The 23,318-nt window shown below is 39.1% G+C and carries 27 protein-coding genes and 1 pseudogene; 18 read left to right on the top strand and 10 right to left on the bottom strand.

All coding sequences use genetic code 11. The features are described from left to right. Nucleotides 1–24 precede the first annotated feature (24 nt). The 9 genes from metQ (at nt 25) to yunB (ending at nt 9,163) form a co-directional block, all read left to right on the top strand. Nucleotides 25–837, top strand: coding sequence for a methionine ABC transporter substrate-binding lipoprotein MetQ (gene metQ / locus LRP84_RS08535; protein WP_230574694.1), 813 nt, complete (start codon nt 25–27; stop codon nt 835–837). A gap of 236 nt (nt 838–1,073) precedes the next feature. Beyond that, nucleotides 1,074–1,859 carry a Fe-S cluster assembly ATPase SufC gene (gene sufC / locus LRP84_RS08540; RefSeq protein WP_035433106.1) on the top strand — a complete coding sequence of 262 codons (786 nt, stop codon included), beginning with the start codon at nt 1,074–1,076 and terminating at the stop codon, nt 1,857–1,859. Nucleotides 1,860–1,874: 15 nt separating this feature from the next. Next, a complete protein-coding gene (sufD, locus tag LRP84_RS08545; RefSeq protein WP_230574695.1) occupies nt 1,875–3,167 on the top strand; it encodes a Fe-S cluster assembly protein SufD in 1,293 nt (430 codons plus the stop codon). After that, complete coding sequence (gene sufS / locus LRP84_RS08550) at nt 3,167–4,387, top strand: cysteine desulfurase SufS (RefSeq protein ID WP_230574696.1); 1,221 nt, start codon at nt 3,167–3,169, stop codon at nt 4,385–4,387. Before sufD ends, sufS begins: the two co-directional genes overlap by 1 nt. Beyond that, entirely contained in the window at nt 4,377–4,808 is a 432-nt protein-coding gene (sufU, locus tag LRP84_RS08555; protein WP_230574697.1) for a Fe-S cluster assembly sulfur transfer protein SufU, read from the top strand. The genes sufS and sufU overlap by 11 nt, the downstream gene beginning before the upstream one ends. A gap of 50 nt (nt 4,809–4,858) precedes the next feature. Then, a complete protein-coding gene (sufB, locus tag LRP84_RS08560; RefSeq protein ID WP_230574698.1) occupies nt 4,859–6,256 on the top strand; it encodes a Fe-S cluster assembly protein SufB in 1,398 nt (465 codons plus the stop codon). Nucleotides 6,257–6,580: 324 nt separating this feature from the next. Next, nucleotides 6,581–7,990 (top strand): bifunctional metallophosphatase/5'-nucleotidase, encoded by a 1,410-nt coding sequence (locus LRP84_RS08565; RefSeq protein ID WP_437438771.1) that lies wholly within the window; start codon nt 6,581–6,583, stop codon nt 7,988–7,990. Between the two features lie 80 nt (nt 7,991–8,070). Then, nucleotides 8,071–8,373 (top strand): YunC family protein, encoded by a 303-nt coding sequence (locus LRP84_RS08570; RefSeq protein ID WP_230574699.1) that lies wholly within the window; start codon nt 8,071–8,073, stop codon nt 8,371–8,373. A 52-nt stretch (nt 8,374–8,425) separates the two neighbouring features. Further along, the gene (yunB, locus tag LRP84_RS08575; protein ID WP_098308824.1) at nt 8,426–9,163 is read left to right on the top strand and encodes a sporulation protein YunB; all 738 of its coding nucleotides are present in this window, start codon (nt 8,426–8,428) and stop codon (nt 9,161–9,163) included. Between the two features lie 189 nt (nt 9,164–9,352). Here the strand turns inward: yunB and LRP84_RS08580 are convergent, their stop codons facing one another. Next, nucleotides 9,353–10,345 carry a M23 family metallopeptidase gene (locus LRP84_RS08580; RefSeq protein ID WP_230574700.1) on the bottom strand — a complete coding sequence of 331 codons (993 nt, stop codon included), beginning with the start codon at nt 10,343–10,345 and terminating at the stop codon, nt 9,353–9,355. A gap of 189 nt (nt 10,346–10,534) precedes the next feature. Here LRP84_RS08580 and lipA point away from each other — a divergent pair, with 189 nt between their 5' ends. Together lipA and LRP84_RS08590 are read left to right on the top strand one after the other, a co-directional pair. Then, a complete protein-coding gene (lipA, locus tag LRP84_RS08585; RefSeq protein WP_230574701.1) occupies nt 10,535–11,431 on the top strand; it encodes a lipoyl synthase in 897 nt (298 codons plus the stop codon). 85 nt (nt 11,432–11,516) lie between these two features. Further along, the gene (locus tag LRP84_RS08590; protein WP_230574702.1) at nt 11,517–11,849 is read left to right on the top strand and encodes a DMT family transporter; all 333 of its coding nucleotides are present in this window, start codon (nt 11,517–11,519) and stop codon (nt 11,847–11,849) included. A 29-nt stretch (nt 11,850–11,878) separates the two neighbouring features. Here the strand turns inward: LRP84_RS08590 and LRP84_RS08595 are convergent, their stop codons facing one another. From LRP84_RS08595 to LRP84_RS08610, 4 genes are all read right to left on the bottom strand, one after another. Beyond that, nucleotides 11,879–12,346 (bottom strand): YbaK/EbsC family protein, encoded by a 468-nt coding sequence (locus tag LRP84_RS08595; protein WP_230574703.1) that lies wholly within the window; start codon nt 12,344–12,346, stop codon nt 11,879–11,881. Nucleotides 12,347–12,609: 263 nt separating this feature from the next. Further along, nucleotides 12,610–13,188, bottom strand: coding sequence for a histidine phosphatase family protein (locus LRP84_RS08600; RefSeq protein WP_230574704.1), 579 nt, complete (start codon nt 13,186–13,188; stop codon nt 12,610–12,612). 120 nt (nt 13,189–13,308) lie between these two features. Then, nucleotides 13,309–14,085 carry a YhfC family intramembrane metalloprotease gene (locus LRP84_RS08605; protein WP_230574705.1) on the bottom strand — a complete coding sequence of 259 codons (777 nt, stop codon included), beginning with the start codon at nt 14,083–14,085 and terminating at the stop codon, nt 13,309–13,311. Nucleotides 14,086–14,419: 334 nt separating this feature from the next. Further along, nucleotides 14,420–14,995, bottom strand: coding sequence for a YhcN/YlaJ family sporulation lipoprotein (locus tag LRP84_RS08610; RefSeq protein ID WP_098308810.1), 576 nt, complete (start codon nt 14,993–14,995; stop codon nt 14,420–14,422). Nucleotides 14,996–15,365: 370 nt separating this feature from the next. Here LRP84_RS08610 and LRP84_RS08615 point away from each other — a divergent pair, with 370 nt between their 5' ends. Continuing rightward, entirely contained in the window at nt 15,366–15,668 is a 303-nt protein-coding gene (locus tag LRP84_RS08615; protein WP_230574706.1) for a YutD family protein, read from the top strand. Between the two features lie 114 nt (nt 15,669–15,782). Here LRP84_RS08615 and LRP84_RS08620 read toward each other — a convergent pair whose 3' ends face one another. Next, nucleotides 15,783–16,049 carry a DUF3055 domain-containing protein gene (locus tag LRP84_RS08620; protein ID WP_098308804.1) on the bottom strand — a complete coding sequence of 89 codons (267 nt, stop codon included), beginning with the start codon at nt 16,047–16,049 and terminating at the stop codon, nt 15,783–15,785. Nucleotides 16,050–16,064: 15 nt separating this feature from the next. Beyond that, a complete protein-coding gene (gene glpX, locus LRP84_RS08625) occupies nt 16,065–17,036 on the bottom strand; it encodes a class II fructose-bisphosphatase (protein WP_230574707.1) in 972 nt (323 codons plus the stop codon). 148 nt (nt 17,037–17,184) lie between these two features. Between glpX and hepT the strand changes: the two genes are divergently transcribed. From hepT to LRP84_RS08640, 3 genes are all read left to right on the top strand, one after another. Further along, on the top strand, nt 17,185–17,625 hold the full coding sequence (hepT, locus tag LRP84_RS08630) for a type VII toxin-antitoxin system HepT family RNase toxin (protein WP_098308800.1): 441 nt from the start codon (nt 17,185–17,187) through the stop codon (nt 17,623–17,625). 367 nt (nt 17,626–17,992) lie between these two features. Then, nucleotides 17,993–18,628, top strand: a complete 636-nt coding sequence (locus tag LRP84_RS08635; protein WP_230574708.1) for a helix-turn-helix transcriptional regulator — start codon at nt 17,993–17,995, stop codon at nt 18,626–18,628. A gap of 92 nt (nt 18,629–18,720) precedes the next feature. Continuing rightward, on the top strand, nt 18,721–19,485 hold the full coding sequence (locus tag LRP84_RS08640) for a TIGR01457 family HAD-type hydrolase (protein WP_230574782.1): 765 nt from the start codon (nt 18,721–18,723) through the stop codon (nt 19,483–19,485). Between the two features lie 52 nt (nt 19,486–19,537). Here LRP84_RS08640 and LRP84_RS08645 read toward each other — a convergent pair whose 3' ends face one another. After that, nucleotides 19,538–20,119 carry an NAD(P)H-dependent oxidoreductase gene (locus tag LRP84_RS08645; protein ID WP_230574709.1) on the bottom strand — a complete coding sequence of 194 codons (582 nt, stop codon included), beginning with the start codon at nt 20,117–20,119 and terminating at the stop codon, nt 19,538–19,540. 183 nt (nt 20,120–20,302) lie between these two features. Between LRP84_RS08645 and LRP84_RS08650 the strand changes: the two genes are divergently transcribed. Next, complete coding sequence (locus LRP84_RS08650; RefSeq protein ID WP_230574710.1) at nt 20,303–20,788, top strand: GNAT family N-acetyltransferase; 486 nt, start codon at nt 20,303–20,305, stop codon at nt 20,786–20,788. Between the two features lie 64 nt (nt 20,789–20,852). Here the strand turns inward: LRP84_RS08650 and LRP84_RS08655 are convergent, their stop codons facing one another. After that, complete coding sequence (locus LRP84_RS08655) at nt 20,853–21,344, bottom strand: phosphatidylglycerophosphatase A family protein (RefSeq protein ID WP_230574711.1); 492 nt, start codon at nt 21,342–21,344, stop codon at nt 20,853–20,855. A 116-nt stretch (nt 21,345–21,460) separates the two neighbouring features. Between LRP84_RS08655 and yutH the strand changes: the two genes are divergently transcribed. Then, nucleotides 21,461–22,462, top strand: a complete 1,002-nt coding sequence (yutH, locus tag LRP84_RS08660) for a spore coat putative kinase YutH (protein ID WP_230574712.1) — start codon at nt 21,461–21,463, stop codon at nt 22,460–22,462. Between the two features lie 86 nt (nt 22,463–22,548). Here the strand turns inward: yutH and LRP84_RS08665 are convergent. After that, nucleotides 22,549–22,767 (bottom strand): annotated as a pseudogene (locus tag LRP84_RS08665) (NifU family protein); the annotation flags it as partial. Nucleotides 22,768–22,945: 178 nt separating this feature from the next. Between LRP84_RS08665 and LRP84_RS08670 the strand changes: the two are divergent. After that, complete coding sequence (locus LRP84_RS08670; RefSeq protein WP_230574713.1) at nt 22,946–23,254, top strand: YuzD family protein; 309 nt, start codon at nt 22,946–22,948, stop codon at nt 23,252–23,254. The last annotated feature ends 64 nt before the right edge of the window (nt 23,255–23,318 follow it).

The following is a 23,318-nucleotide window of genomic DNA, read 5'->3' on the forward strand; positions in this document are numbered from 1 at the left end:
ATTGAAAAAAGAGGGTGTCATAACATGAAGAAGGTATTATTTTCAGCACTTCTTGCTGTATTTGTGTTTGCATTAGCTGCTTGTGGCGGCGGCGGAAAAGATAAGAAGACACTTGTAGTTGGTGCTTCTAACGTACCGCATGCAGTTATTTTAGAACAAGCGAAACCACTATTAGAGAAAAAGGGTATTACATTAAAAATTGAAAAATTCCAAGATTATGTATTACCAAACAAAGCATTAGCTGATAAAGATCTTGATGCGAACTATTTCCAGCACATTCCGTATTTAGAGAAAGAAATTCAAGAAAAAGGATATAATTTTGTAAATGCAGGAAAAATTCATTTGGAGCCTATGGGTATTTACTCTAAGAAATATAAAAGTTTAAAAGACCTTCCAAATGGTGCAACGGTCATTATGAGTAATAACGTATCAGAACGTGGACGTATGTTAGGACTTCTGCAAAAAGGCGGCGTTATCAAACTTAAAGATGGTGTAGATATCGTAAAAGCGACAGAAAAGGATATTGTAGAAAATCCGAAAAACTTGAAATTCAAAACAGATGTTGAGCCAGGGCTTACACCGAAATTATATGAAAACAATGAAGGCGATGCATTATTCATCAACTCAAACTATGCAATTGATGCAAAATTAAATCCGACAAAAGATGCAATTGCAATTGAAGGATCAGACTCTCCTTACGCAAATATTATTGCTGTTCGTAAAGGTGACGAAAACAGAAAAGAAATTAAAGAACTTGTCGAAGTATTACATTCAAAAGAAATTCACGATTTCATTAAGAAAGAGTACAAAGGAGCTGTACTTCCTGTAAGTGAATAAGGCAAAAAAAGGGCTGGAATTTTATAGCCCTTTTTTCTTTATATAAGTAGGAAGAAAGGTGTATCATAATATAATGTGCAGAAAATACCTGCTCGTATTTGTAGAAAAATTGTTACATTTTCTTAACGTTTGCGATATCATTTTATTTGATATAAAATTAGAATGAGAATAAAATGAGAATGTGAACGTTTTAGGAATTTTTAAAATGTATATAGATGATTAATGGAGGTATTGAGATGGCTGGTTCTACATTAACGATTAAAGATTTACATGTATCAATCGATGGCAAAGAAATTTTAAAGGGTGTAAACCTTGAAGTAAAAGGTGGAGAAATCCACGCAATTATGGGTCCTAACGGAACAGGTAAATCAACTTTATCTTCTGCAATTATGGGTCACCCAAAATATGAAGTAACACAAGGTAGCATCATCATCGACGGTGAAGATGTATTAGAAATGGAAGTAGATGAGCGCGCACAAGCGGGTCTATTCCTAGCAATGCAATATCCAAGTGAAATTAGCGGAGTAACAAACGCTGACTTCTTACGTTCTGCAATTAATGCACGTCGTGAAGAAGGCGATGAAATTTCTCTTATGAAATTTATCCGTACATTAGATAAAAACATGGAATTCCTAGAAATGGATCCATCAATGGCACAACGTTACTTAAACGAAGGTTTCTCTGGCGGTGAGAAAAAACGTAATGAAATTCTTCAATTAATGATGATTCAGCCAAAAATCGCAATCTTAGATGAAATCGACTCTGGTCTTGATATCGATGCGTTAAAAGTTGTATCTAAAGGTATTAACGAAATGCGCGGCGAAGATTTCGGTTGCTTAATGATCACGCACTACCAACGTTTATTAAACTACATCACTCCAGATCATGTACACGTTATGATGAATGGTCGTGTTGTGAAATCTGGCGGCCCTGAGCTTGCACAACGTTTAGAAGCTGAAGGTTACGACTGGATTAAAAAAGAACTAGGTATTGAAGACGAAACAGAAGAGCAAGAAGCGTAAGAGAGGAGCATAAACATGACAATTGGTACATTACCTTTCGATCAAGAAACAATCCGTCAACGCGCAAGTGAAGCGAATGAAGCTGCTTGGTTGACTGAGTTCCGCTTACAAGCTCTTGCAAAGGCAACTGAACTTCCAATGCCAACGCCTGATAAAACAAAAATTGATAAATGGGATTTTATCGGCAAAGGTCACACTGCAAAGCAAGAGCCTGTACGTTCTTTAGAAGAACTTCCAGAAGCAGTGAAAAATTTAATTGACGAAAATAATAGCGTTCTTGTAGGTCGCAGCGGTACAACTGCATTCGTTTCTTTATCAGAAGAGGCGAAAACAAAAGGCGTTATTTTTACAGATATCGTAACAGCTGCAACTGAACATGCTGAACTAGTACAAAAGTATTTAATGAAAGACGGCGTGAAAGTTGACGAGCATCGTTTAACAGCGCTTCATGCTGCACTAATCAACGGCGGTGCGTTCGTATACGTTCCGAAAAACGTTGTTCTTGAAACACCACTTCAAGCTGTATTCTTAGTAGACGGTGAAGAAGCAAATGTATATAACCACGTATTATTTGTAGCAGATGCAAATAGTTCTGCAACATATGTAGAAAACTACGTGGCAAATGAAAATGTTACTGGTATTGCAAATATCGTGGCAGAAGTAATTGTAGAACAAGGTGCACAAGTGAAATTTGGTGCAGTTGACTTATTAGCAAAAGATGTAACATCTTACGTAAACCGTCGTGGCGTAGTTGGACGAGATGGACGCCTAGAGTGGGCATTAGGTCTTATGAACGATGGAAACACAATTTCTGAGAACGTAACAAACTTAATGGGCGACGGTTCATTTGCTGATACAAAAACAGTAACAATTGGCCGTGGTAACCAAACACAAAACTTTACAACAAAAGTTGTTCACTTCGGTAAACATTCTGAAGGCTTTATCTTAAAACACGGTGTACAAAAAGATAGCGCAACATCTATCTTTAACGGAATTGGTAAAATTGAGCACGGTGCTTCTAAATCAAACGCACAGCAATCTTCTCGCGTTCTGATGTTAAATGAAAAAGCACGCGGCGATGCAAACCCAATTCTTTTAATCGATGAAGATGATGTAATGGCAGGTCACGCAGCTTCTGTAGGACGCGTAGATCCTACACAACTATACTACCTAATGAGCCGTGGTATTCCGAAGAAAGAAGCAGAACGTTTAGTCATCCATGGATTCTTAGCACCTGTAGTAAATGAGCTTCCAATCGAAGGAGTAAAAGCACAGCTTGTTGAGGTAATTGAAAGGAAAGTTCGCTAATGGATATTCATGAAATACGCAAACAGTTTCCAATTCTTGATCAAAAAGTGAACGGCAAACAACTTGTTTATTTCGATAGTGCGGCAACTTCTCAAAAACCAATTCAAGTCATTGAAACGTTAGAACGTTACTATAAAGAATACAACTCTAATGTTCATCGCGGTGTTCATACGCTCGGTACGAAAGCAACCGATGCGTATGAAGGCGCACGCGAGAAAGTTCGTAAGTTTATTAATGCGAAATCTATGGAAGAAATTATTTTTACGCGCGGTACAACAACAGCGTTAAATACAGTTGCGGCAAGCTATGGTATGGAACATGTAAAAGAAGGCGATGAAATTGTCATCTCTTACATGGAGCACCATAGTAACATTATTCCTTGGCAACAAGTTGCGAAGAAAACAGGCGCAACATTAAAATATCTTCCGCTTCAACCAGACGGGACAATTTCATTAGAAGATGCTCGTCAAACGATTACACCAAATACGAAAATCGTATCTATTATGTACGTATCAAACGTACTTGGAACGATTAACCCTGTAAAAGAAATTGCAGAAATTGCACACCAAAACGGAGCAATCATGGTCGTTGATGGTGCACAAAGTACACCGCATATGAAAGTGGACGTACAAGATTTAAACTGTGATTTTTATTCTTTATCCGCTCATAAAATGTGCGGGCCTACAGGTGTCGGCGTATTATATGGTAAGAAGGAATTGCTTGAAAATATGGAGCCAATTGAATTTGGCGGTGAAATGATCGATTTCGTAGACTTACAAGAGTCTACATGGAAAGAGCTTCCGTGGAAATTCGAAGCGGGTACACCGATTATCGGCAACGCAATCGGGCTTGGAGCTGCAATTGATTTCTTAGAAGAAATCGGTCTTGATAATATTGAAAAGCATGAACATGAATTAGCGCAGTATGCTTTAGAAAGACTATCAGAAGTAGACGGTGTTACAATTTATGGTCCAAAGCATCGTGCAGGTCTTGTTACATTTAATATTGATGACGTACATCCACACGATGTTGCGACAGTATTAGATGTAGAAGGCATTGCGGTTCGTGCAGGTCATCACTGTGCACAGCCGCTAATGAAGTGGCTGAAAGCTTCTTCTACAGCACGCGCAAGCTTCTATTTATATAATACAAAAGAAGAAATTGATACATTTGTCGAAGCGCTGACGAAAACAAAGGAGTATTTCACAAATGTCATTTAATAATTTAGATACGTTATATCGTCAAGTTATTATGGATCATTATAAAAATCCACGTAACCATGGCGTATTAGAAGATAGTGTTACGGTTAATTTGAACAATCCAACTTGCGGTGACCGCATTCAACTTACAATGAAAGTAGAAGACGGTATTGTTCAAGAAGCAAAGTTTGAAGGAGAAGGTTGTTCCATCTCTATGTCTTCTGCTTCTATGATGACGCAAGCAGTAAAAGGAAAGAAAATTGAAGAAGCACTTAAGCTTTCTAAAATTTTCTCTGATATGATGCTAGGAAAAGAGTATGATGACAGCGTTGATTTAGGAGATATTGAAGCATTACAAGGTGTATGCAAATTTCCAGCGCGTATTAAGTGTGCAACATTAGCTTGGAAAGCGTTAGAAAAAGGCTTGAACGAAGAGAAGTAATGCAAATGAGTTCCTAAATACGAAGTTTATCCAAGGAGGGATATACGAACATGGCGAAGCAGTTACCAGATATCGGCGATTATAAATATGGTTTCAAAGATAAAGACGTTTCGATTTTCCGTGCTGAGCGCGGTTTAACAAAAGAAATCGTAGAAGAGATTTCACGTATGAAAGAAGAACCACAGTGGATGTTAGACTTCCGTTTAAAATCACTGGATCACTTCTATGAAATGCCAATGCCACAATGGGGCGGCGACTTAAATGATTTAAATTTCGATGAAATTACGTACTACGTAAAACCATCTGAGAAATCTGAGAAGTCTTGGGATGAAGTGCCTGATGAAATTAAAGCAACATTTGATAAATTAGGTATTCCAGAAGCAGAGCAAAAATATTTAGCGGGTGTATCTGCACAGTACGAATCTGAAGTTGTATACCACAACATGAAAGAAGATTTAGAAGAGCTAGGAATCGTATTTAAAGATACAGATAGCGCATTAAAAGAGAACGAAGATATTTTCCGTGAGCATTTCGGAAAAGTAATCCCGCCAACTGATAACAAATTCTCTGCATTAAACTCTGCGGTTTGGTCTGGTGGATCATTTATCTACGTTCCAAAAGGTGTAAAAGTTGATACACCACTTCAAGCGTATTTCCGTATTAACTCTGAAAATATGGGACAATTCGAACGTACGCTTATTATCGTAGACGAAGGCGCACACGTACACTACGTAGAAGGTTGTACAGCACCTGTATACACAACAAACTCACTTCACAGTGCGGTAGTAGAAATCATCATTAAGAAAGATGCATATTGCCGTTATACAACAATCCAAAACTGGGCAAACAACGTATATAACCTAGTTACAAAACGTGCAGTTTGTGAAGCAAACGCAACGATGGAATGGATTGACGGTAACATTGGATCAAAATTAACGATGAAATACCCAGCTGTTATCTTAAAAGGCGAAGGCGCTCGCGGTTTAACATTATCAATCGCGATTGCTGGTAAAGGCCAACACCAAGATGCTGGTGCGAAAATGATTCACTTAGCGCCAAACACATCTTCAACAATCGTTTCTAAATCGATTGCAAAACATGGTGGTAAAGTAACATACCGTGGTATCGTACAATTCGGACCAAAAGCGACAAACTCTCGCTCTAACATCGAGTGTGACACATTAATCATGGATAACCAATCTACATCTGATACAATTCCTTACAACGAGATCAAAAACGATCACGTATCACTTGAGCATGAAGCGAAAGTATCAAAAGTATCAGAAGAACAATTATTCTACCTAATGAGCCGCGGTATTTCTGAGCAAGAAGCAACAGAAATGATCGTAATGGGCTTCATCGAGCCATTCACTCGCGAACTTCCAATGGAATACGCAGTAGAAATGAACCGTCTAATCAAATTTGAGATGGAAGGTTCTATCGGTTAATTTAAAAGTAGAAGCGCCCTGTTTACAGGGCGCTTTTTTAATTGGCGGCAAATATATCGGCGGAAGTGGGGTATTTATCGGCGCTTTTCACGAAATATCGGCGCAAATGGGGCATTTATCGGCGCTTCGACACAATATAAAGACCCTTCAACGACATTCGACATAGGAAAGGATTTTACAGTTAAAAGAAGAAACTTTTGCTTTTTCCATCAATGAGAGTACAATGTAAAATAGCAAGAAAAGACGAAAAGTATTTACAGGATTCGAGCTTACATGTAGCGTAAACAAGAAGTATGGAATTGAGAGGAGGTTTTTTCTCTGCATATAGATACGGAAGTAACAATTCACCTTTATCATACAAATGATATACATAGTCATTTTGAAAATTGGCCGCAAATTTCTCGATTTGTTGTAGAAGAGAAAAAGCGTCGTCTTGCTGCTGGTGAAGCGGTCTTTACATTAGATATTGGCGATCACGTTGATCGCTTTCATATGATTTCTGAGGCAACGAGCGGAAAAGGAAATGTGCAGCTATTAAATGAAGCGTTGTACGATTATGTAACGATTGGGAACAATGAAGGGATTACACTTGCGAAAGAGCAACTGGATCATTTATATGACAATGCGAATTTTGAAGTGCTCGTTGCGAATTTATTTGAAATAAATCAAACACGCCCTAGCTGGGTAAAACCATATGTGCTGCAAACACTTGATAATGGGATTACAATTGCATTTATCGGTTTAACAGTGGCATATCCTGATTTTTATGCGAAGTTAGATTGGCATATTGAAGATCCATATCTACATTTAGAAGCCATTTTAGAAGAGGTGCGTTCAAAGGCGGATGTTATTGTTGTATTGTCTCATTTAGGAAAGAATGCAGATGAATATATGGCAGAGCATTATGATATAGATGTTATTTTAGGCGCACATACCCATCATTTATTTGAGCGTGGTGTATTAGTGAATGGAACGCTTCTTTGCTGTTGCGAGAAGTGGGGACATTATGTGGGGCATGTGCAAATAACGGTGGACTTACAAACAAAGAAAGTGACGAAAAAAGATGGACGGGCAATTAGTGCGAAGCGATTAGGCACATATGGAGAGCACCATGTTTTATTAGGGGAGCTTGAACAAGAAAGTAAGTTCATCATGGCAGAGCCTGTTGTAAGTTTAAAGGAATCGTTAGAAATGGACTGGTTTCAGGAAACGAAATTTGCTCATATGCTTGCCGAATCCCTTAGGGAATGGTGCGATGCTGAAATTGGTATGGTGAATGCTGGTGTATTACTCGAAGGATTACAGGAAGGTGTAGTTACCCGAGGAGATATTCATCGCATTTGTCCACATCCGATTAATCCATGCCGCTTGCAAGTGAAAGGGAAAACATTGCGAGATGTTATTTTGAAAGCACGACGTCCAAACATGGAACAGCTTGAAGTAAAAGGTTTAGGTTTTCGGGGGAAAGTCATGGGGAAAATGATGTATGCTGGCGTAGAAGTTGTACCAGATACGATTCCGGGTAATAAAGTTTTACTCGAGGACGTAATCATTAACGGGGAATCATTAGATCTAGAACGAATCTATACAGTAGGAACGATTGATATGTTCACATTCGGTTACTTATACCCAGAGTTTGCGGTCGTGCCAGAAAAAGAATATTATATGCCGGAATTGCTCCGTGATGTTTTGAAGGATACATTAATGAAATGCGCATCATCTGTAAGATTATAGCCTACTGATTGCAGTAGGCTTTTTGTATTCACATTCTTTTTTCTCTTTTCATACAGATAAAGGAGAGAGGAGTGTGAACTATGGTTAATATAGAACCAATTATAATAAAGGAATACACGTTTATAGCAGTGAGTGTAAAGCTTCCAAAGACAAATTTGTTAGCTGTTATGAGCGATAAAGGATATATTATGTGCGGGGCGTTAGATGTGGCGTTGTTAAACGAAAAGTTAAGCGATCGCGGCATTCTTGCGGGGCGCGCTGTTGGCGTAAGAACGATTGAGCAGTTGTTAGAAGCACCGCTTGAATCGGTTACGATTGAAGCGGAAAGGTTAGGGATTACAACTGGTACAATTGGAAAAGATGCACTGCTAAAAATGATCTAAATATATCGTCCCTCTTTTTTGCATATACATGTGTAAGAAGGAGGGATTTGTTATGCGTGCGTTTCGCCCCCGGACTTCTCGATTTCGGAAAGGGCCGCTGCCATTTCGGTACGTATTACTTATTTCATTTGCTATTTTTATTATACTGACCTTACAGGGATTGTGGCTTGTGAACAAAAGCATTCAGCCAACATTAATGAAATATGCAGAAATGCAGACGAAGCAAACTGCGACAGTTGTGATGACGAAAGCTGTGAAAGATAGGATTGCACAAGGGATCAATGTTGATTCATTAATGAAGGTTCAAACGGATAAGAATGGAAAAGTATCTACAATCGATTTAAATACAGAAGCAGTGAATGAGATTTTAACATCGACAACAACGTATATAGAGAAATATTTACATCAAGTCGAGAAAGGGGATACGAAAGGGTTAGGGTTATCAGAAGATGACGGAACTGCACTATCTGTTCCTCTTGGTAGAATTACGGATAATGCATTGCTTGGTAACATAGGACCAGATATTCCAATTACGTTTACAACAATTGGTCATGTATCCACGAATATTAAACAAGATTTTCAGCAGCAAGGAATTAACAATACGGCTATTAAAATTGTGATGGAAATTGAAGTGGCTCTTCAGGTTATTATTCCGTTTCATACGAAGGAAGTAACTGTGAAGCAAGATATTCCAGTAGCCACGCGCATTATTCAAGGAGAAGTGCCTGGCTATTACGGAAGCGGTGGAGTTGTTGTACCGGAGAAGAAGGAGAAAAAAGCGGATAACTGAGGTTATCCGCTTTTTTTATCCCGCTATTCGCGGGCAGTAAGCCCCCCACCTCAAGATTTAGGGAGAAGCAAAGAAGATAGGTGGGGGATAACTGCTAGCATGCGCCTGATTGGTGAGAGCTTTCCATCAGTGGGGGATGAAGAAAACCCTCACTGATGGAAGTTTCACTTTGTAACCGCCGCACTGCGGTTATTTTTTGGAGTTCATTCGTTCTTTCCGCTCCCATAAGCTTAAATGCATGTACGGATCAAACGCCCATTCTGTATAGCCGTTATCTTTATACAATCCAAAGTGCAAGTGAGGCGGGAATTTACCTGCTGTTCCAGGCGGACCATAACCAGTGCTGCCGACAAATCCAATGACAGTTCCAGGCTCGACGATTTGTCTGAGTTGTATTTCTTTTGAAAATCCGCCTAAATGTGCGTAGTAATGGTAGTTGTTATATAAGTCGCGAATACCAATGCGCCAGCCGCCAAGACGATTCCAACCTTTCGTTTCAATAATGCCATAGCAAGTAGAACGAACAGGTACACCATAGCCGGCAAAAATATCTGTTCCTTCATGCATACGCCGTCCGCCAAAGCTTCGTTTAGCACCAAATGTACTGCGGTAACTATGATCGCTGCGAACAGGCAGAGGGAAAGCGTTACCTTCTAAATTAATCCGATTGTAATGTTTGTACATACGAGCGTAACCTAATATTAACTCTACTGTTTTCGCGCGTTGGTAGTATTCCCACAACATGATTTTTAGCTGTTCTCGATTTGTCCCGCGTTTCCCTAATATAGTAGCCATTGTATAGAGAACATCTTTTTCATTATTTGCGTCTGCCAATCCATCGTTGTTTCCGTCTAACCCCATGCCTCCAAATAAGGAGATTGTGTACAGTTTTGTATCATGAGGGTCTGGATTTGCTGGCCCGGACCATACTTCTGGTTTGAAGTAAATAGAGATAATAGCATCTGGCTTTTTCGGAATATCGCGGCGAACAGCACGGATATTCCGCTCGTATTGATCGATGGCAGCGAAGTAGTACCATGGAATAAGGGAGGCTGTCTCCATTTCTTTATATAATGTCATTCGCTTCATGTATATGTCTTCTTGCTTGTTTTCTTGTCCGTAAACAATGTTTGTTTGGAGAAGAAAACAAATAGAAAGCAGAAGGAAAAATTTTCGATGCACGGCAGTAAGCTCCTTTCGAAATCACTACCTTTAGTGTGGGATATACACGATATTTCATTATAAGTAATAATTGGAAGGAATTCTTAGAATCTTCATTTGAGCAAATCGCTTTCATGCGATAGAATAGATATGTTACATTGAAAGAAGCGAACATGGTAAACTATTTCATATTGTGCGGAGTTGATGAACATGACAAAACAAACAGAATACAAGCGCAAGCCCGAATGGTTAAAAATTAAATTAAATACAAATGAAAACTATACAGGCTTAAAGAAAATGATGCGTTCTAAGAACCTTCATACCGTTTGTGAAGAGGCAAAGTGTCCGAATATTCATGAATGCTGGGCTGTTCGTAAAACAGCAACATTTATGATTTTAGGTGCAGTTTGTACACGTGCATGCCGCTTTTGTGCGGTTAAAACAGGCTTACCAACAGAGCTTGATTTACAAGAGCCAGAGCGCGTAGCAGATTCTGTAGAACAAATGGGCTTAAAACACGTTGTTATAACAGCAGTTGCACGTGATGATTTGAAAGACGGAGGAGCAGCTGTTTTTGCTGAAACAGTGCGCGCAGTTCGTCGTAAAAATCCATTCACATCTATCGAAGTTTTACCTTCTGACATGGGCGGAGTAGAAGAAAATTTAAAAATGTTAATGGATGCACGTCCTGATATTTTAAACCATAACATTGAAACAGTACGTCGATTATCTGACCGAGTTCGCGCAAGAGCAAAATATGATCGTTCATTAGAGTTTTTACGTCGTGCTAAAGAAATGCAGCCTGACATTCCGACAAAATCAAGTATCATGCTTGGGCTTGGTGAAACAACGGAAGATATTATCGAAGCAATGGATGACCTACGTGCAAACAACGTTAATATTTTAACGCTTGGTCAATATTTGCAACCATCTAAAAAGCATTTACCAGTTATTAAGTATTACACGCCAGCAGAATTTGCAGAGTTAAAAGAAATTGCACTTAGCAAAGGATTTAGTCATTGCGAGGCTGGCCCGCTTGTACGTTCTTCTTACCATGCAGATGAGCAAGTACAATCTGCAAAAGAAAATACGGTAGCAGCAAAATAATGAGGAAATCCCTCTTAGTGAATCAGCTAAGGGGGATTTTTTTTTGGACAAGATATAATACGATAGAGCATAAAGGAGGAAGTCTATGAGAGGATTTGTTTTTTTAGCGTTTGCAATTGTGAGTGAAGTTTTTGGGACAACGATGTTGAAGTTGTCAGACGGATTTACGAAAGTATGGCCAAGTATCAGTGTTGTTCTTGGTTTTGCATCTGCATTTTATTGTTTATCTCAAGCGTTGCAATATCTTCAACTTAGTACTGCTTATGCAATTTGGTCCGGAGTTGGTACAGCACTAACGGCATTAATTGGTGTTCTCGTTTGGAAGGACGCTTTTACATGGCAAACGTTCGTTGGCCTAGTGCTTATTATTGGCGGAGTTGTTGTATTGAATATGTCAGGTTCGGGTGCACATGGATGAAGAAAGGGCTGAAATTTTCAGCCCTTTTTTCATCCACATTCTAATACGGTATTTCCACATGTGGATAACACTTTACGTAATTCTTCTGTGGATAAAGCAATTGTAAATTCAGGGACACCAGGTGAAATCAATATTTTTTCGTATTGATAAATAGAAGAATCCACAATAATTGTTACATCCTCTGTATAGCCAAAAGGAGCAACACATCCTGGGATGCATCCTGTTGTCGCTCTTAGTTCATCAGGTGAACAAAGAGCGACGCTTGTACCGATCATATTTTTCATTTGCTTCATATCAAGGTGAGTTCCTTCTAATGTAAAAAAGACATAGTAAGCCCCGGATTTCGTTTTTAAAAAGAGACTTTTACTTGGTTCACCATCTAAACCGAGACGTTCCCGAATCATTCGATCTGTTTCATAATCTAAAACAGGTTCATGTTCAAATTTCTCATATAAAACATTCGTTTTATGTAGTAGCGAGATGACTTCTTCGTACATTGGAATACAAGCTCCTTTCTCTTCACTTTTGTAGTTCTCATGTTTCGATTCAAATTTTATGTGCGATATATTCCTCGTTAGTGCACAGTAAATATGCTTTGATTTAAATTTATCCCGCATTAATGGGCAGTAAGCCCCCACCTCAAGGTTGAGAGAAAAGCAAAGAAGATAGGTGGGGGATAACTGCCCGTAAAAGCCCGATTGGTTCAACTAATCATCAGTGGGGGATGAAGAAAATTCCTACTGATAGAAGTTTCACTTAATCAGTAGCTAACGTAACGATTTTTAAATTGATTTCTCCACAATCTGTGGATAGTTGTTGCACGTTTTTCTAACGTAATTTCGTATACGTCTGGATTGCTTAAGCTTTCCCATGTGGAAAACCCGATATTTTCATCGAAAAGCCTTAAAATGAGTGTGAATAAGTTACCATGTGTAACGAGCAGTGTAACTTTTTTCGTATCTTCTTGTAATATGCTGTGGATAAGTGGCTGTACTCTCTCCGTCGCTTGGCGCGTCGATTCTCCGCCAGGAAATGCGACATCTATTTCTATAAATGTTTGCTCTAGCATTTGTAGCCAATTACTCATTGGAGCGCCGCTCAGTATACGCTCAGTTAACCGCACATCCTCTTGAATAGGGAGCTGCATATGTGACGCGTAAGGTGTAATAGATTGAACAGCACGAGTAAATGGGCTAGAGATAATGTTTTCGATAGGGAGCTGTTCTGTGATGAGAAAACCTGCAAGAGCTTTAGCTTGTTGCTGACCTATTGCTGTCAGTGGTGCATCATGTTCTTGCCCAGTTGCATTGCAATGGCGGACAACAATTAATTTCTTCATAATTCATCCCTCGCTTATAAATAGACGAATTTGTACGTACTTCGACAAATAGAGTGAGGAATCCTCCTTTCTCTAGTTATTGGTAACTGAAATCAAAATAAAAAGCTAAGCCGATTCGGCTTAGCTTGCATGTTCTGCTAGGAATTTTGTTTTCATTTTACGAATTAGGATGTAAGCACCAATGCCGAACAGTATCATAATTCCTTCCGTTACGAACAAATTGATTTGTCCGCGTTGGTAGAGTGCTCCGAAAAAGTCAACAAACGCATGAAGAAATACTGCCAGTCCTACAAACATATACTTCTTATGCTTTACACCATATAAGACAAGCATTGTAAGAGCAATTTGCATGATAAAAGCAACGATTCGCTCTACTCCGCCAAGTAAATAGAAGTAAGGCGGAGTATGTAGTAATGCGTCTTGGACAGCACTGAGCTGAGGTACCTTTTCAATCATTTTGGAGAAGGTTCCGTTATTAATAGAGAAAGCAAATACAAGACTTTGCACTCCGGCAGTCGCCCCAATTAATAATGATTCAATTCCTCCGTGACCGATTCCATAAGCAAGGCCGTCTTTATACCCCTGGTACTTCTTGAGTAAAAAGAAAAAGGCGATAAAACGTGCAAGTTCTTCAAAAATACCAGCAGTTAATCCGCCATATATAGCATAGATAAACGGATTTTTTAGTAGCTCAGTTGCTGCTGGATTTCCAAATACATAGACATGTAACGTTTTTTCTAAAATTTGTGAGAATCCAAGAAAGAATACAATCCCGACACCGACAATTTTTAAAGAGATTCCATATTTCTTTCGACAGTAAACGAGAGCAATGATTGGGATAAGAACTGAAATAGCAATTTGCACAATCATACTTCCAATTGTTGCATTTGAAACCATACATTTCACCACTTTCTAATATATATACTATTTCTATTATGCAGGAAAAACGGTGAAATGTTTAGTAAATAACCTGAGAGTATATTCTCAGGTCATTTACTGTATCCTGTTATTAGTAATATTTTAGCAAAAGTAAAGGAGTACTAACTGCCGGCATGCGCCCGATTGGTTCAACTAACCTTTTGGAGAAGAACGCTCCAAAAGGAAGTTTCACTTTACCCCGCACTAACGGGCAGTAATATTTAGCAAAAGCAAAGAAGTGCTAACTGCCCGTAAGAGCCCGATTGGTTCAACTAACCTTTTGGAGAAGAACGCTCCAAAAGGAAGTTTCACTTTATTTCATTGTGTTAGGCAGTGTAGTATTTTGCGTGTTGTTTAAATGCGGATTTTTACTCATTTCATGCTTGAGCATATCGAGTGTTTGTGCATATTCTTTATCATTTAATGTGCCGGATTTGAGTCCTTGGATTTGTGATATTAATTTTTGATCTGTTGATACATATGCTTTGTAATAGCGGGGAACAACGGACAATGCTGCTTTTTGTACTTGATCAGCGACTAGAGCCGGATCTGTCGTGTTTGCTCGGTATACAACAAATACTTCATCATCTGTTACAAGTGTTGCGGCATTTATAACGTCTGGAAGTTTCACCGTTATATCTGTAATCATTTCTGCTAATCGTTCCTTGTTAATTGTACCGACTTGGCGATTCGACACTTCATCTTTTTGTTTTTGAGAATAGCCGACTCTTGTCAGCATTCGGTTTGGCACGTCCTTCCCGTATATGTCTTTATGCTCAGACACGAGTACACGGCTTCCTTCTTCCTGTTTCATTTCCGCTTTGTTGTTTGTTTGGCATCCAGCAAAGATGGAAAGAGTGAGAAGGGATAGGAGCAGTTGTTTTTTCATGATTGTTTCCTCCTTATTGATCTCGCTATTTGCGGGCAGTAATACCCACATCTCAAGATTCAAGGAAAAACGAGGAAGATAGGTAGGGGATAACTGCCCGTAAAAGCCTAATTGGTGAGAGCTTTATTCATCCCGCTCTAACGGATAGTAAGGCTCCCCCTCAAGATTGTGAGAAGTCAAAGAAGATGGGGGGGAGATAACGGTCCGTAAGAGCCCGATTGATTTAACTAACCTTTTGGAAAAGAACGCTCCAAAAGGAAGTTTCACTCTATAGCATTTCCCACTTAGGAGGTTTTTTGTATTTGAAATTGTTGGTTTTGTGGCTTTATGATACGATAAAAAGAAGAAAGAATAGGAAAGGGAATGGAAGATGGAGCAGAAGCAGGAGATTCGCACTACAGTTTACGTGAATAATATCCACTATGAAGTCATAGAAGAAAAGCGAAATGGATTTAATGAAGAAGCATTTAAAGCTCGCTACGCAGAAATTTTAAATAAATATGATTATATCGTAGGTGATTGGGGGTATGATCAGCTGCGATTGCGCGGTTTTTTTGACGATAGCAATCAGCGTGCAACGTATGATACGAAAATTAGTACGTTATCGGAGTACTTATACGAGTATTGTAATTTTGGATGTGCGTACTTTGTACTACGAAAAGTGAAGAAGTAAAAAAGAATTCCTCTTACATCGGGTAAGAGGAATTCTTTGATTCAAATATGGTGAGACTACCTACATGTATATAGAAATAAAATCACCAGCTTTGTTGCAAGCTGGTGATTTGGGTCACATCAGTTCAAATAAAAATGAACGTAATTCTTCTGCATTTTCTTCTGAAATAGAAAATGCATGTTCTAAGTATCCAGGTTCTTCCAAGTCATCACGACCGATAATGGCAAATTTATTGCGCTGTATATCAAGGACGATTGTTTTACCATAATGACGGTCAGAATACAAAAGTGCTAAATCGTGGCGCTCGTTTTCTCCCATAAAGCTTACGAAACGCGTTTTTGTTTCTACTGTATCATCATAAAGAAAAAAGCGTTCTCCCATGAACATGACTCCTTTTTAAATATCTAAATTTAAGTGTGGTTTATGATCTAAATGGTGGTGCGTTTTAATAAAGCGCACTGTTCTTGTTTTATAGCGCATAACGATAGAATATGTTTCTGCTAAGTCTCCGCCAAGGAATTTCACACCATCTAATAACTCGCCAGCAGATACACCTGTTGCTGAGAAGATTGCATCGTCACCAGATACTAAATCATCTAGCATAAGAAGTTGACGTGGGTCTTCTAAGCCCATGGCATGGCAACGTGCTTCTTCTTCTTTATTCATTGGAACGAGACGTGCTTGCATTTCTCCGCCAAGACATTTGAGTGCAGCAGCAGAGATAACGCCTTCCGGAGCACCGCCAGTACCGATAAATAAGTCGATTCCTGTTCCAGGAAGGGCCGTTGCGATAGATGCACCAACATCACCGTCGCCGAATAATTTTACACGTGCACCCTTTGCGCGTACTCGTTCGATGATGTCTTGATGACGTTCACGCTCTTGTATGATAACTGTTAAGTCACGAATTTTTTTATTGTTTGCTTCTGCTACAATTTCAATTGTCTTTTCGATTGGATCATCTAAGCTAATTTTACCAGCTGCATTTGGGCCAACTGCGATTTTTTTCATGTACATATCAGGAGCGTGTAGAAGGTTTCCTTTATCAGCGACAGCGATAACAGCCATTGCGTTTGCAAGACCTTTTGCTACGATATTTGTTCCTTCTAACGGGTCAACGGCGATATCTACTTCTGGACCGTTTCCTGTTCCAAGTTTTTCACCAATGTAAAGCATTGGTGCTTCATCAAGTTCCCCTTCTCCAATCACAACAGTACCAGCCATGTTCACAGAGTCAAACATCGTACGCATTGCAGTTGTTGCAGCATCATCTGCTTCATTTTTCTTACCGCGGCCCATCCATTGTGCTGATGCAAGGGCTGCTGCTTCTGTTACACGGACAATTTCTAATGCGAGTTCACGTTCCATGGTGTCATTCCTCCAATTCCGAAAATCATACACGTATAACTATAACAAAGAAAGAGAAAAAGGTGAATTCGAAAAATTGTCGATTTTTTTTGAATAAAGGGGTACAATTGGGAATGAAAATGCTTTAATTTCCAGGTAGGTGACATATATGTACTTTGTAGACCGTAAAAAAATTGAACAAATGTTACAGTGTTTAGAGAAAGTTGTTGCAGCATTTCAAACAAAACAAGAGTACCGCGGAGCGCTTGATGAATATGCATTAGAGCGCATGGCGCACCTTATGATCGATTGTATTTTAGACGTAGGCAATGCCATGATTGATGGATTTATTATGCGCGATCCAGGTAGTTATGAAGATATTATTGATATTTTAATGGATGAAAAAGTGGTTACGAATGAAGAAGGAGAACGTTTAAAAGAAGTCGTTCGTCTTCGTAAAATGATTGTGCAGGAGTATGTAAATATGAATCATACAGAAGTGTATGATACAGTGCAAAAACATATTGATATGATTAAACAGTACCCTGCCAATATTCGCCGTTATTTGGAGCAAGAACTTGGTCCTGTATCTGCGTTTGCAGGAGAGTAAAGTGAAAATTCCAACAGTGGGGGATTCCTCCTCACTGTTGGAAAGCTCTTATCAATCGGGCGCATGCCAGCAGTTAGTCCCTACCTCTCTTCTTTGTTTTGTCAGAATTTTGAGGTAGGGGTTTTACTGCCTGCGAATAGTGGGATAAAGTGAAACTTCCATCAGTGGGGGCTTCATCCCCCACTGATGGAAAGCTCTTACCAATCGGGCGCATGCCAGCAGTTAGCCCCACCTCTCTTCTTTGTTTTCTCACAATCTTGAGGTGGAGGTCTTACTGCCCGCGAATAGCGGGATAAATACATGTGGCTCTAATGGACCGTGATTTACTTTGTTCATTAAAGCTTGATAAAGGGAAGAAGGTAGAGACATGGGGGAAGCAGCACGTTCTACAAAAGAAGAAATACTTCAACTTTTGAAAGTAAGGGGAGAACAGACTGTTGCAGTATTAGCGGAAGCATTGCAAATTACGGAGATGGCAGTGCGTCGTCATGTAAGTAAGCTTGAAAAGGAAGAGTTGATTGAAACGAAGATGGTGCGTCAACATGTCGGGAGACCGATGTATGTCTATCGTTTAAGTACGAAAGGAGAAGACTTGTTTCCGAAACAATATAAGCAGTTTGCAGTCGAAATATTAGAGGACTTGCTGCATATTGGCGATGAGGAACTCGTTAAAAAGCTTTTAAGGGCACGTACGAACCGTATGGAAGAACAATTGGCAAACCGTATAAATCGAAAAGAAACAACATTAGAGCGATTAAAAGAAATTGCAGTCATGCAAGAGAAAAATGGTTATATGGTGCGTGTGCAGCGAGAAAGTGAGCGCTCCTTCCTATTACAAAAGCAAAATTGTCCGTTAATAGAGGTAGCTGAAAAATTTCCGCAAATTTGTCATGATGAGAAAAACATGTATAATACACTGTTGCCAGATGCTGATGTGAAAGTATTATCTAATATGTGTGATGGAGATTGCTTCTGTTCGTATCAAATAATAGAAAAAAAATGAACATTATGGGACGCTTTTCGAAAAAGCGTTTTTTTCTTTTGGAAAAAAGGATACGATAAGAGGAGAGTATGTATCAAGAAGGAGTGGCACCTATGTATAAAGGCTATTTAATTGACTTAGACGGAACAATGTATCGAGGCGAAGAACGAATTGAAGAGGCAAGTGATTTTGTAAAGGCGCTGCAAGAGCGTAACTTACCATATTTATTTGTTACGAACAACTCAACACGTAAACCAGAGCAAGTTGCAGACAAGCTTGTGCAGTTTGATATTCCAGCTAGCGCAGAACGAGTATTTACGACAAGCATGGCAACAGCAAACTTTATATATGAAAGAAAGCAAAATGCTTCTGTATATATGATTGGGGAAGAAGGTTTGCGTGATGCCCTTGTGGAAAAAGGATTCACACTTGTGGATAATAATCCGGATTTTGTCGTCGTTGGATTAGATCGCGAAGTTACATACGAAAAGCTAGCAAAAGCGTGCTTAGCCGTTCGTAACGGGGCAACATTCATTTCAACAAACGGCGATATTGCGATTCCAACAGAACGCGGCTTATTACCAGGGAACGGTTCTTTAACGTCTGTTGTAACGGTATCCACAACGGTAAATCCAATCTTCATTGGTAAACCAGAATCCATTATTATGGAACAGGCTCTAAAAGTTCTTGGTACAACGAAAGAAGAAACGTTAATGGTTGGGGATAACTACGATACGGACATTTTAGCTGGTATGAATGCGGGGATGGATACGCTTCTTGTCCACACAGGAGTCACATCTGTGGAAAAATTAACAGAATATGATGTACAGCCAACGCATGTTATCCACAGTTTAACAGAGTGGATTGAAAAAATGTGAAAAACGAGATGATAATCATCTCGTTTTTCTTTATTTACACGTGACAAATTTCTTAGAATAATCGATTCACTAGTTCTTTCACTTCTTCAAGGTATTGTGTTCTCGTCTCGTTATCCACAGAAGGAACACTCGTATAGAAAGCGTGCTCTACTGCTTCAATACCAGTAAAATCAAAAATACCTGCATCAGTTGTTTTCTTCATTGCTTCAAACATACCGCTTGCATCGTAATTCTCTTTTGAATTGCCCATTGTGGATAATAATACCCCTTTTTTACCTGTTAAAAATTTATCAACGCCATTTGGTCCGTATGTAAAAGCAAATCCTTGGCTAAATACACGTTCTACATACCCTTTTAAGATAGCGGGAAGGCCTGTCCACCAAACTGGATAAATAAATGTGATCACATCTGCCCACGTAATATGTTCTTGTTCTGCCTTAATATCAGCGGGCGTATTTCCTTGTGAAAAGGAAATGAAATCATTGGCAGCTAATACAGGATTGAAGTTTATAGCATATAGATCGCGAACACGTACTTCGTGTCCTTTTTCCTGCAACTGTCCTTGAAATGTTTCTAGAATTGCATGATTAAAGCTTTGTGGATTCGGGTGTGCATAAACGATTAAATGTTTCATTACAATTCCTCCTGTCTGTGGATATGTTAGTAATATGTCCAAAAGTGTAAATAAAACATATTTTGTAACAATTGTAGTTACATTGTATTAAGAAGTCAAAGAAGACGCTTCTTACAGATTAAGAAACAGGATTTTTCCTAGCGTGAGCGAATATGTACAAGGAAAGAGAAGGGGAACGTAGGAATGAACATTCATAGACTTACGCTAAAGGAAGCGCAAAACATAAATGTGTGGCAATATGATGCACCGTATGAATTATATAGTTTTACCGGAGCGTCTGAAATGCTGGAGGAATTGTTGAACGGTACATATTATGGCGTTCGTAATGAGCGTAATGAAATCGTCGGTTATTTTTGTTTTGGGGATAACGCACAAGTTCCGGGCGGAAGAGAGACAAAGTTATACACAGGTGAGCGTGTTGTGGATATTGGGCTTGGAATGAAACCGGCGTTAACTGGAAAGGGATTGGGGATATCTTTTTTACAAGCTGGACTGCAGTTTGCAAAGGAGCAATTTAGACCAGAGAAAATTCGTTTAAGTGTCGCCGTTTTTAATGAACGTGCTATTCATCTCTATATGAAAGCAGGTTTTCAAAAGAAGGTTTCTTTCATGAGCAGGGAAAGGGAATTCCTGCTTATGGAGTATGACGCGGCGGCTAACTGCCCGTAAAAGCCCGATTGGTTCAACTAACCATCAGTGGGGGGAAGAAAGCCCCACTGATGGAAGTTTCACTTTATTCAGCATGTGCAGCTCTATGCGCTAAACGACTTGATGCAGCAGCGGCAATCGCTCCGACGATATCATCGAGGAATGTATGAACTTTTCCTGTTGATTTGTCATTTAAGTATTGTAAAATACCGGGTTTTAACTTATCAATATAGCCGAAGTTTGTGAAACCGATTGAGCCGTATACGTTGACGATAGATAAGGCAACGACTTCATCTACACCGTATAATCCTTCGTCACGATGTATGATGTCTTGAAGAGGTGCACTTAACAACCCTTTTTCGGCAAGGACGTCCAGCTCAATTCCTGTAATGAGTGCATTTTGCACTTCGCGTTTGGATAAGACGCGTTCTACGTTATAACGACACTCCTCCATTGCTAAATTGGGATGATATTTTTTTTGAAGAAAATGAACGAGCTCTGCAATGTCGTCAATTGTTACACCGCGTTCTTGTAGTAATTGAAATGCTCTTTCTTGTAGTTCATTTCGTTGTGTCATGATTATCACCTTTTTTTCTTTTTAATATTGTATACGTATAGGTGTACTATGTGCATAGGAATGAAAGTTAGTCAGAAGCTCATATATATATAGAAAAAATATAGGTGGCGAGTACGATGATTCAACATATTTATGAGCATTATCATATACACGTCAAAGAATTTACAACCCTCGGTCCCTATAAAAGCTTTTGGGTTCGAAATAAAACTTATGTGCTTCTTGCTACGGGAAACTTGCAAGAAGAAGAGCTTTTTGAAATGAAGAAGTTAAGTGATTATATGAATCAGCAAGGCGATATTACAGTTGCGACGTTTGTTCCAAACATACAAGGTTATTATGTTAGCGAGATAGAAGATACAAATTATTGTTTGCTGAAAGGAATGCGTATGTTAGAGCGCAATGTAATGTCTCCAGGAAACGAGCTATCGTTATTTCATAAGCGCGGAGCATTCTTTTCTGATGATATTGAACATCTCAGCCGAATTGGTGAATGGAAGGCGCTGTGGGAAAAACGATTAGATCAGCTCGAACGCTTTTGGCAATCAAAAATAGTGAGTCACCCTACTGACATGTTTGAACAATTATTTATCGAATCATTTCCTTACTACTTAGGTCTTGCCGAAAATGCGATTCAATATGTAATGGATACAGAAATTGATGATATTCCTCAACTCGCTGACGCCGCAACGATTTGTCAGGAACGATTTACGCCATTACTTTGGCAGCAAACGAAGCGATTAAAGCTGCCTGTTGATTGGGTATACGATCATCCAAGCCGCGACTTAGCAGAGTGGGTCCGTCACGTTTTTTTTGAAAAAAAAGCGAACTGGGAAGAAGAAATTGTTCAATTTGTAACCGACTATGAACGTAACTATCCATTATCTTCTTTTGGATGGCGGCTGCTATTTGCGCGTCTTCTCTTTCCTCTTCATTACTTTGAAACAATTGAAGGGTATTACTTAACTGGAAGCGAGACGCAGAAATATGTATATCAAGATCGGCTAGAAACCATTTTGCAGCGGGTAGATCAATCGGAACAATTTCTTCAGCACTTCTATGACCTTATTCATTTACCTGTTGATAAGTTAGGAATTCGTAAGCTGGATTGGTTAACATAATATGTAATTTAGAAAAAAGAGACCATAGTGGGTCTCTTTTCTTTAGCTTTAGTGGCTATTTAAAATAATCCACTAAAGGTTTTACATTAAAATACTTGTTCTACTTCGATTACTCCTGGTACTTCTTCTAAAAGTGCGCGTTCGATACCAGCTTTTAATGTGATTGTAGAACTTGGGCAGCTGCCGCAAGCACCTAGAAGGCGTAATTTAACGATACCGTCTTCAACATCTACTAATTCTACGTCACCGCCATCGCGAAGTAAGAATGGACGTAATTTATCTAATACTTCTGCTACTTGTTCGTGTAAGTTTTCGTTTTCCATTTTTATCGACTCCTTTCATTAGTTTTATTATAATCAAGATACAGGGGAAAATCTATTTTTAATATCTTTCTTATGTTGTCAAAATAGTTTATGGAAATTTCCTTCTTATATGTGACAATAAGATGCAGAAAAGAATGTATGTGCAAATGGGGGAAAGAATATGATAAAAGTTAGCGTTTACGGGGCAAAGGTTGTGTGTGCTAGCTGTGTTGGGATGCCGTCATCAACGGAAACGTATGAATGGCTGCAAGCAGCAATTGGCCGGAAGTATGAAGGACAAGAAGAGAAATTTCATTTTGAATATGTGGACATTCACGAGCAGCAAGAAGAGGAAGAAAAACGAGCTTTTGCTGAGCGTGTGATTGAAGAGGACTTATTTTATCCTGTGGTTCTCGTAAATAATGAGATTGTCGGAGAAGGCAATCCTCGCTTGAAGGATGTATACGAAGAAATTGAGAAATATTTATAATATAACTTATAACTCACAGAGCTCTTGCAACGTAGATTACGAAACGCAAGGGCTTTTTCTGTGT

This window comes from Bacillus rhizoplanae (assembly GCF_917563915.1).
In the GTDB taxonomy this organism is placed as follows: domain Bacteria; phylum Bacillota; class Bacilli; order Bacillales; family Bacillaceae_G; genus Bacillus_A; species Bacillus_A rhizoplanae.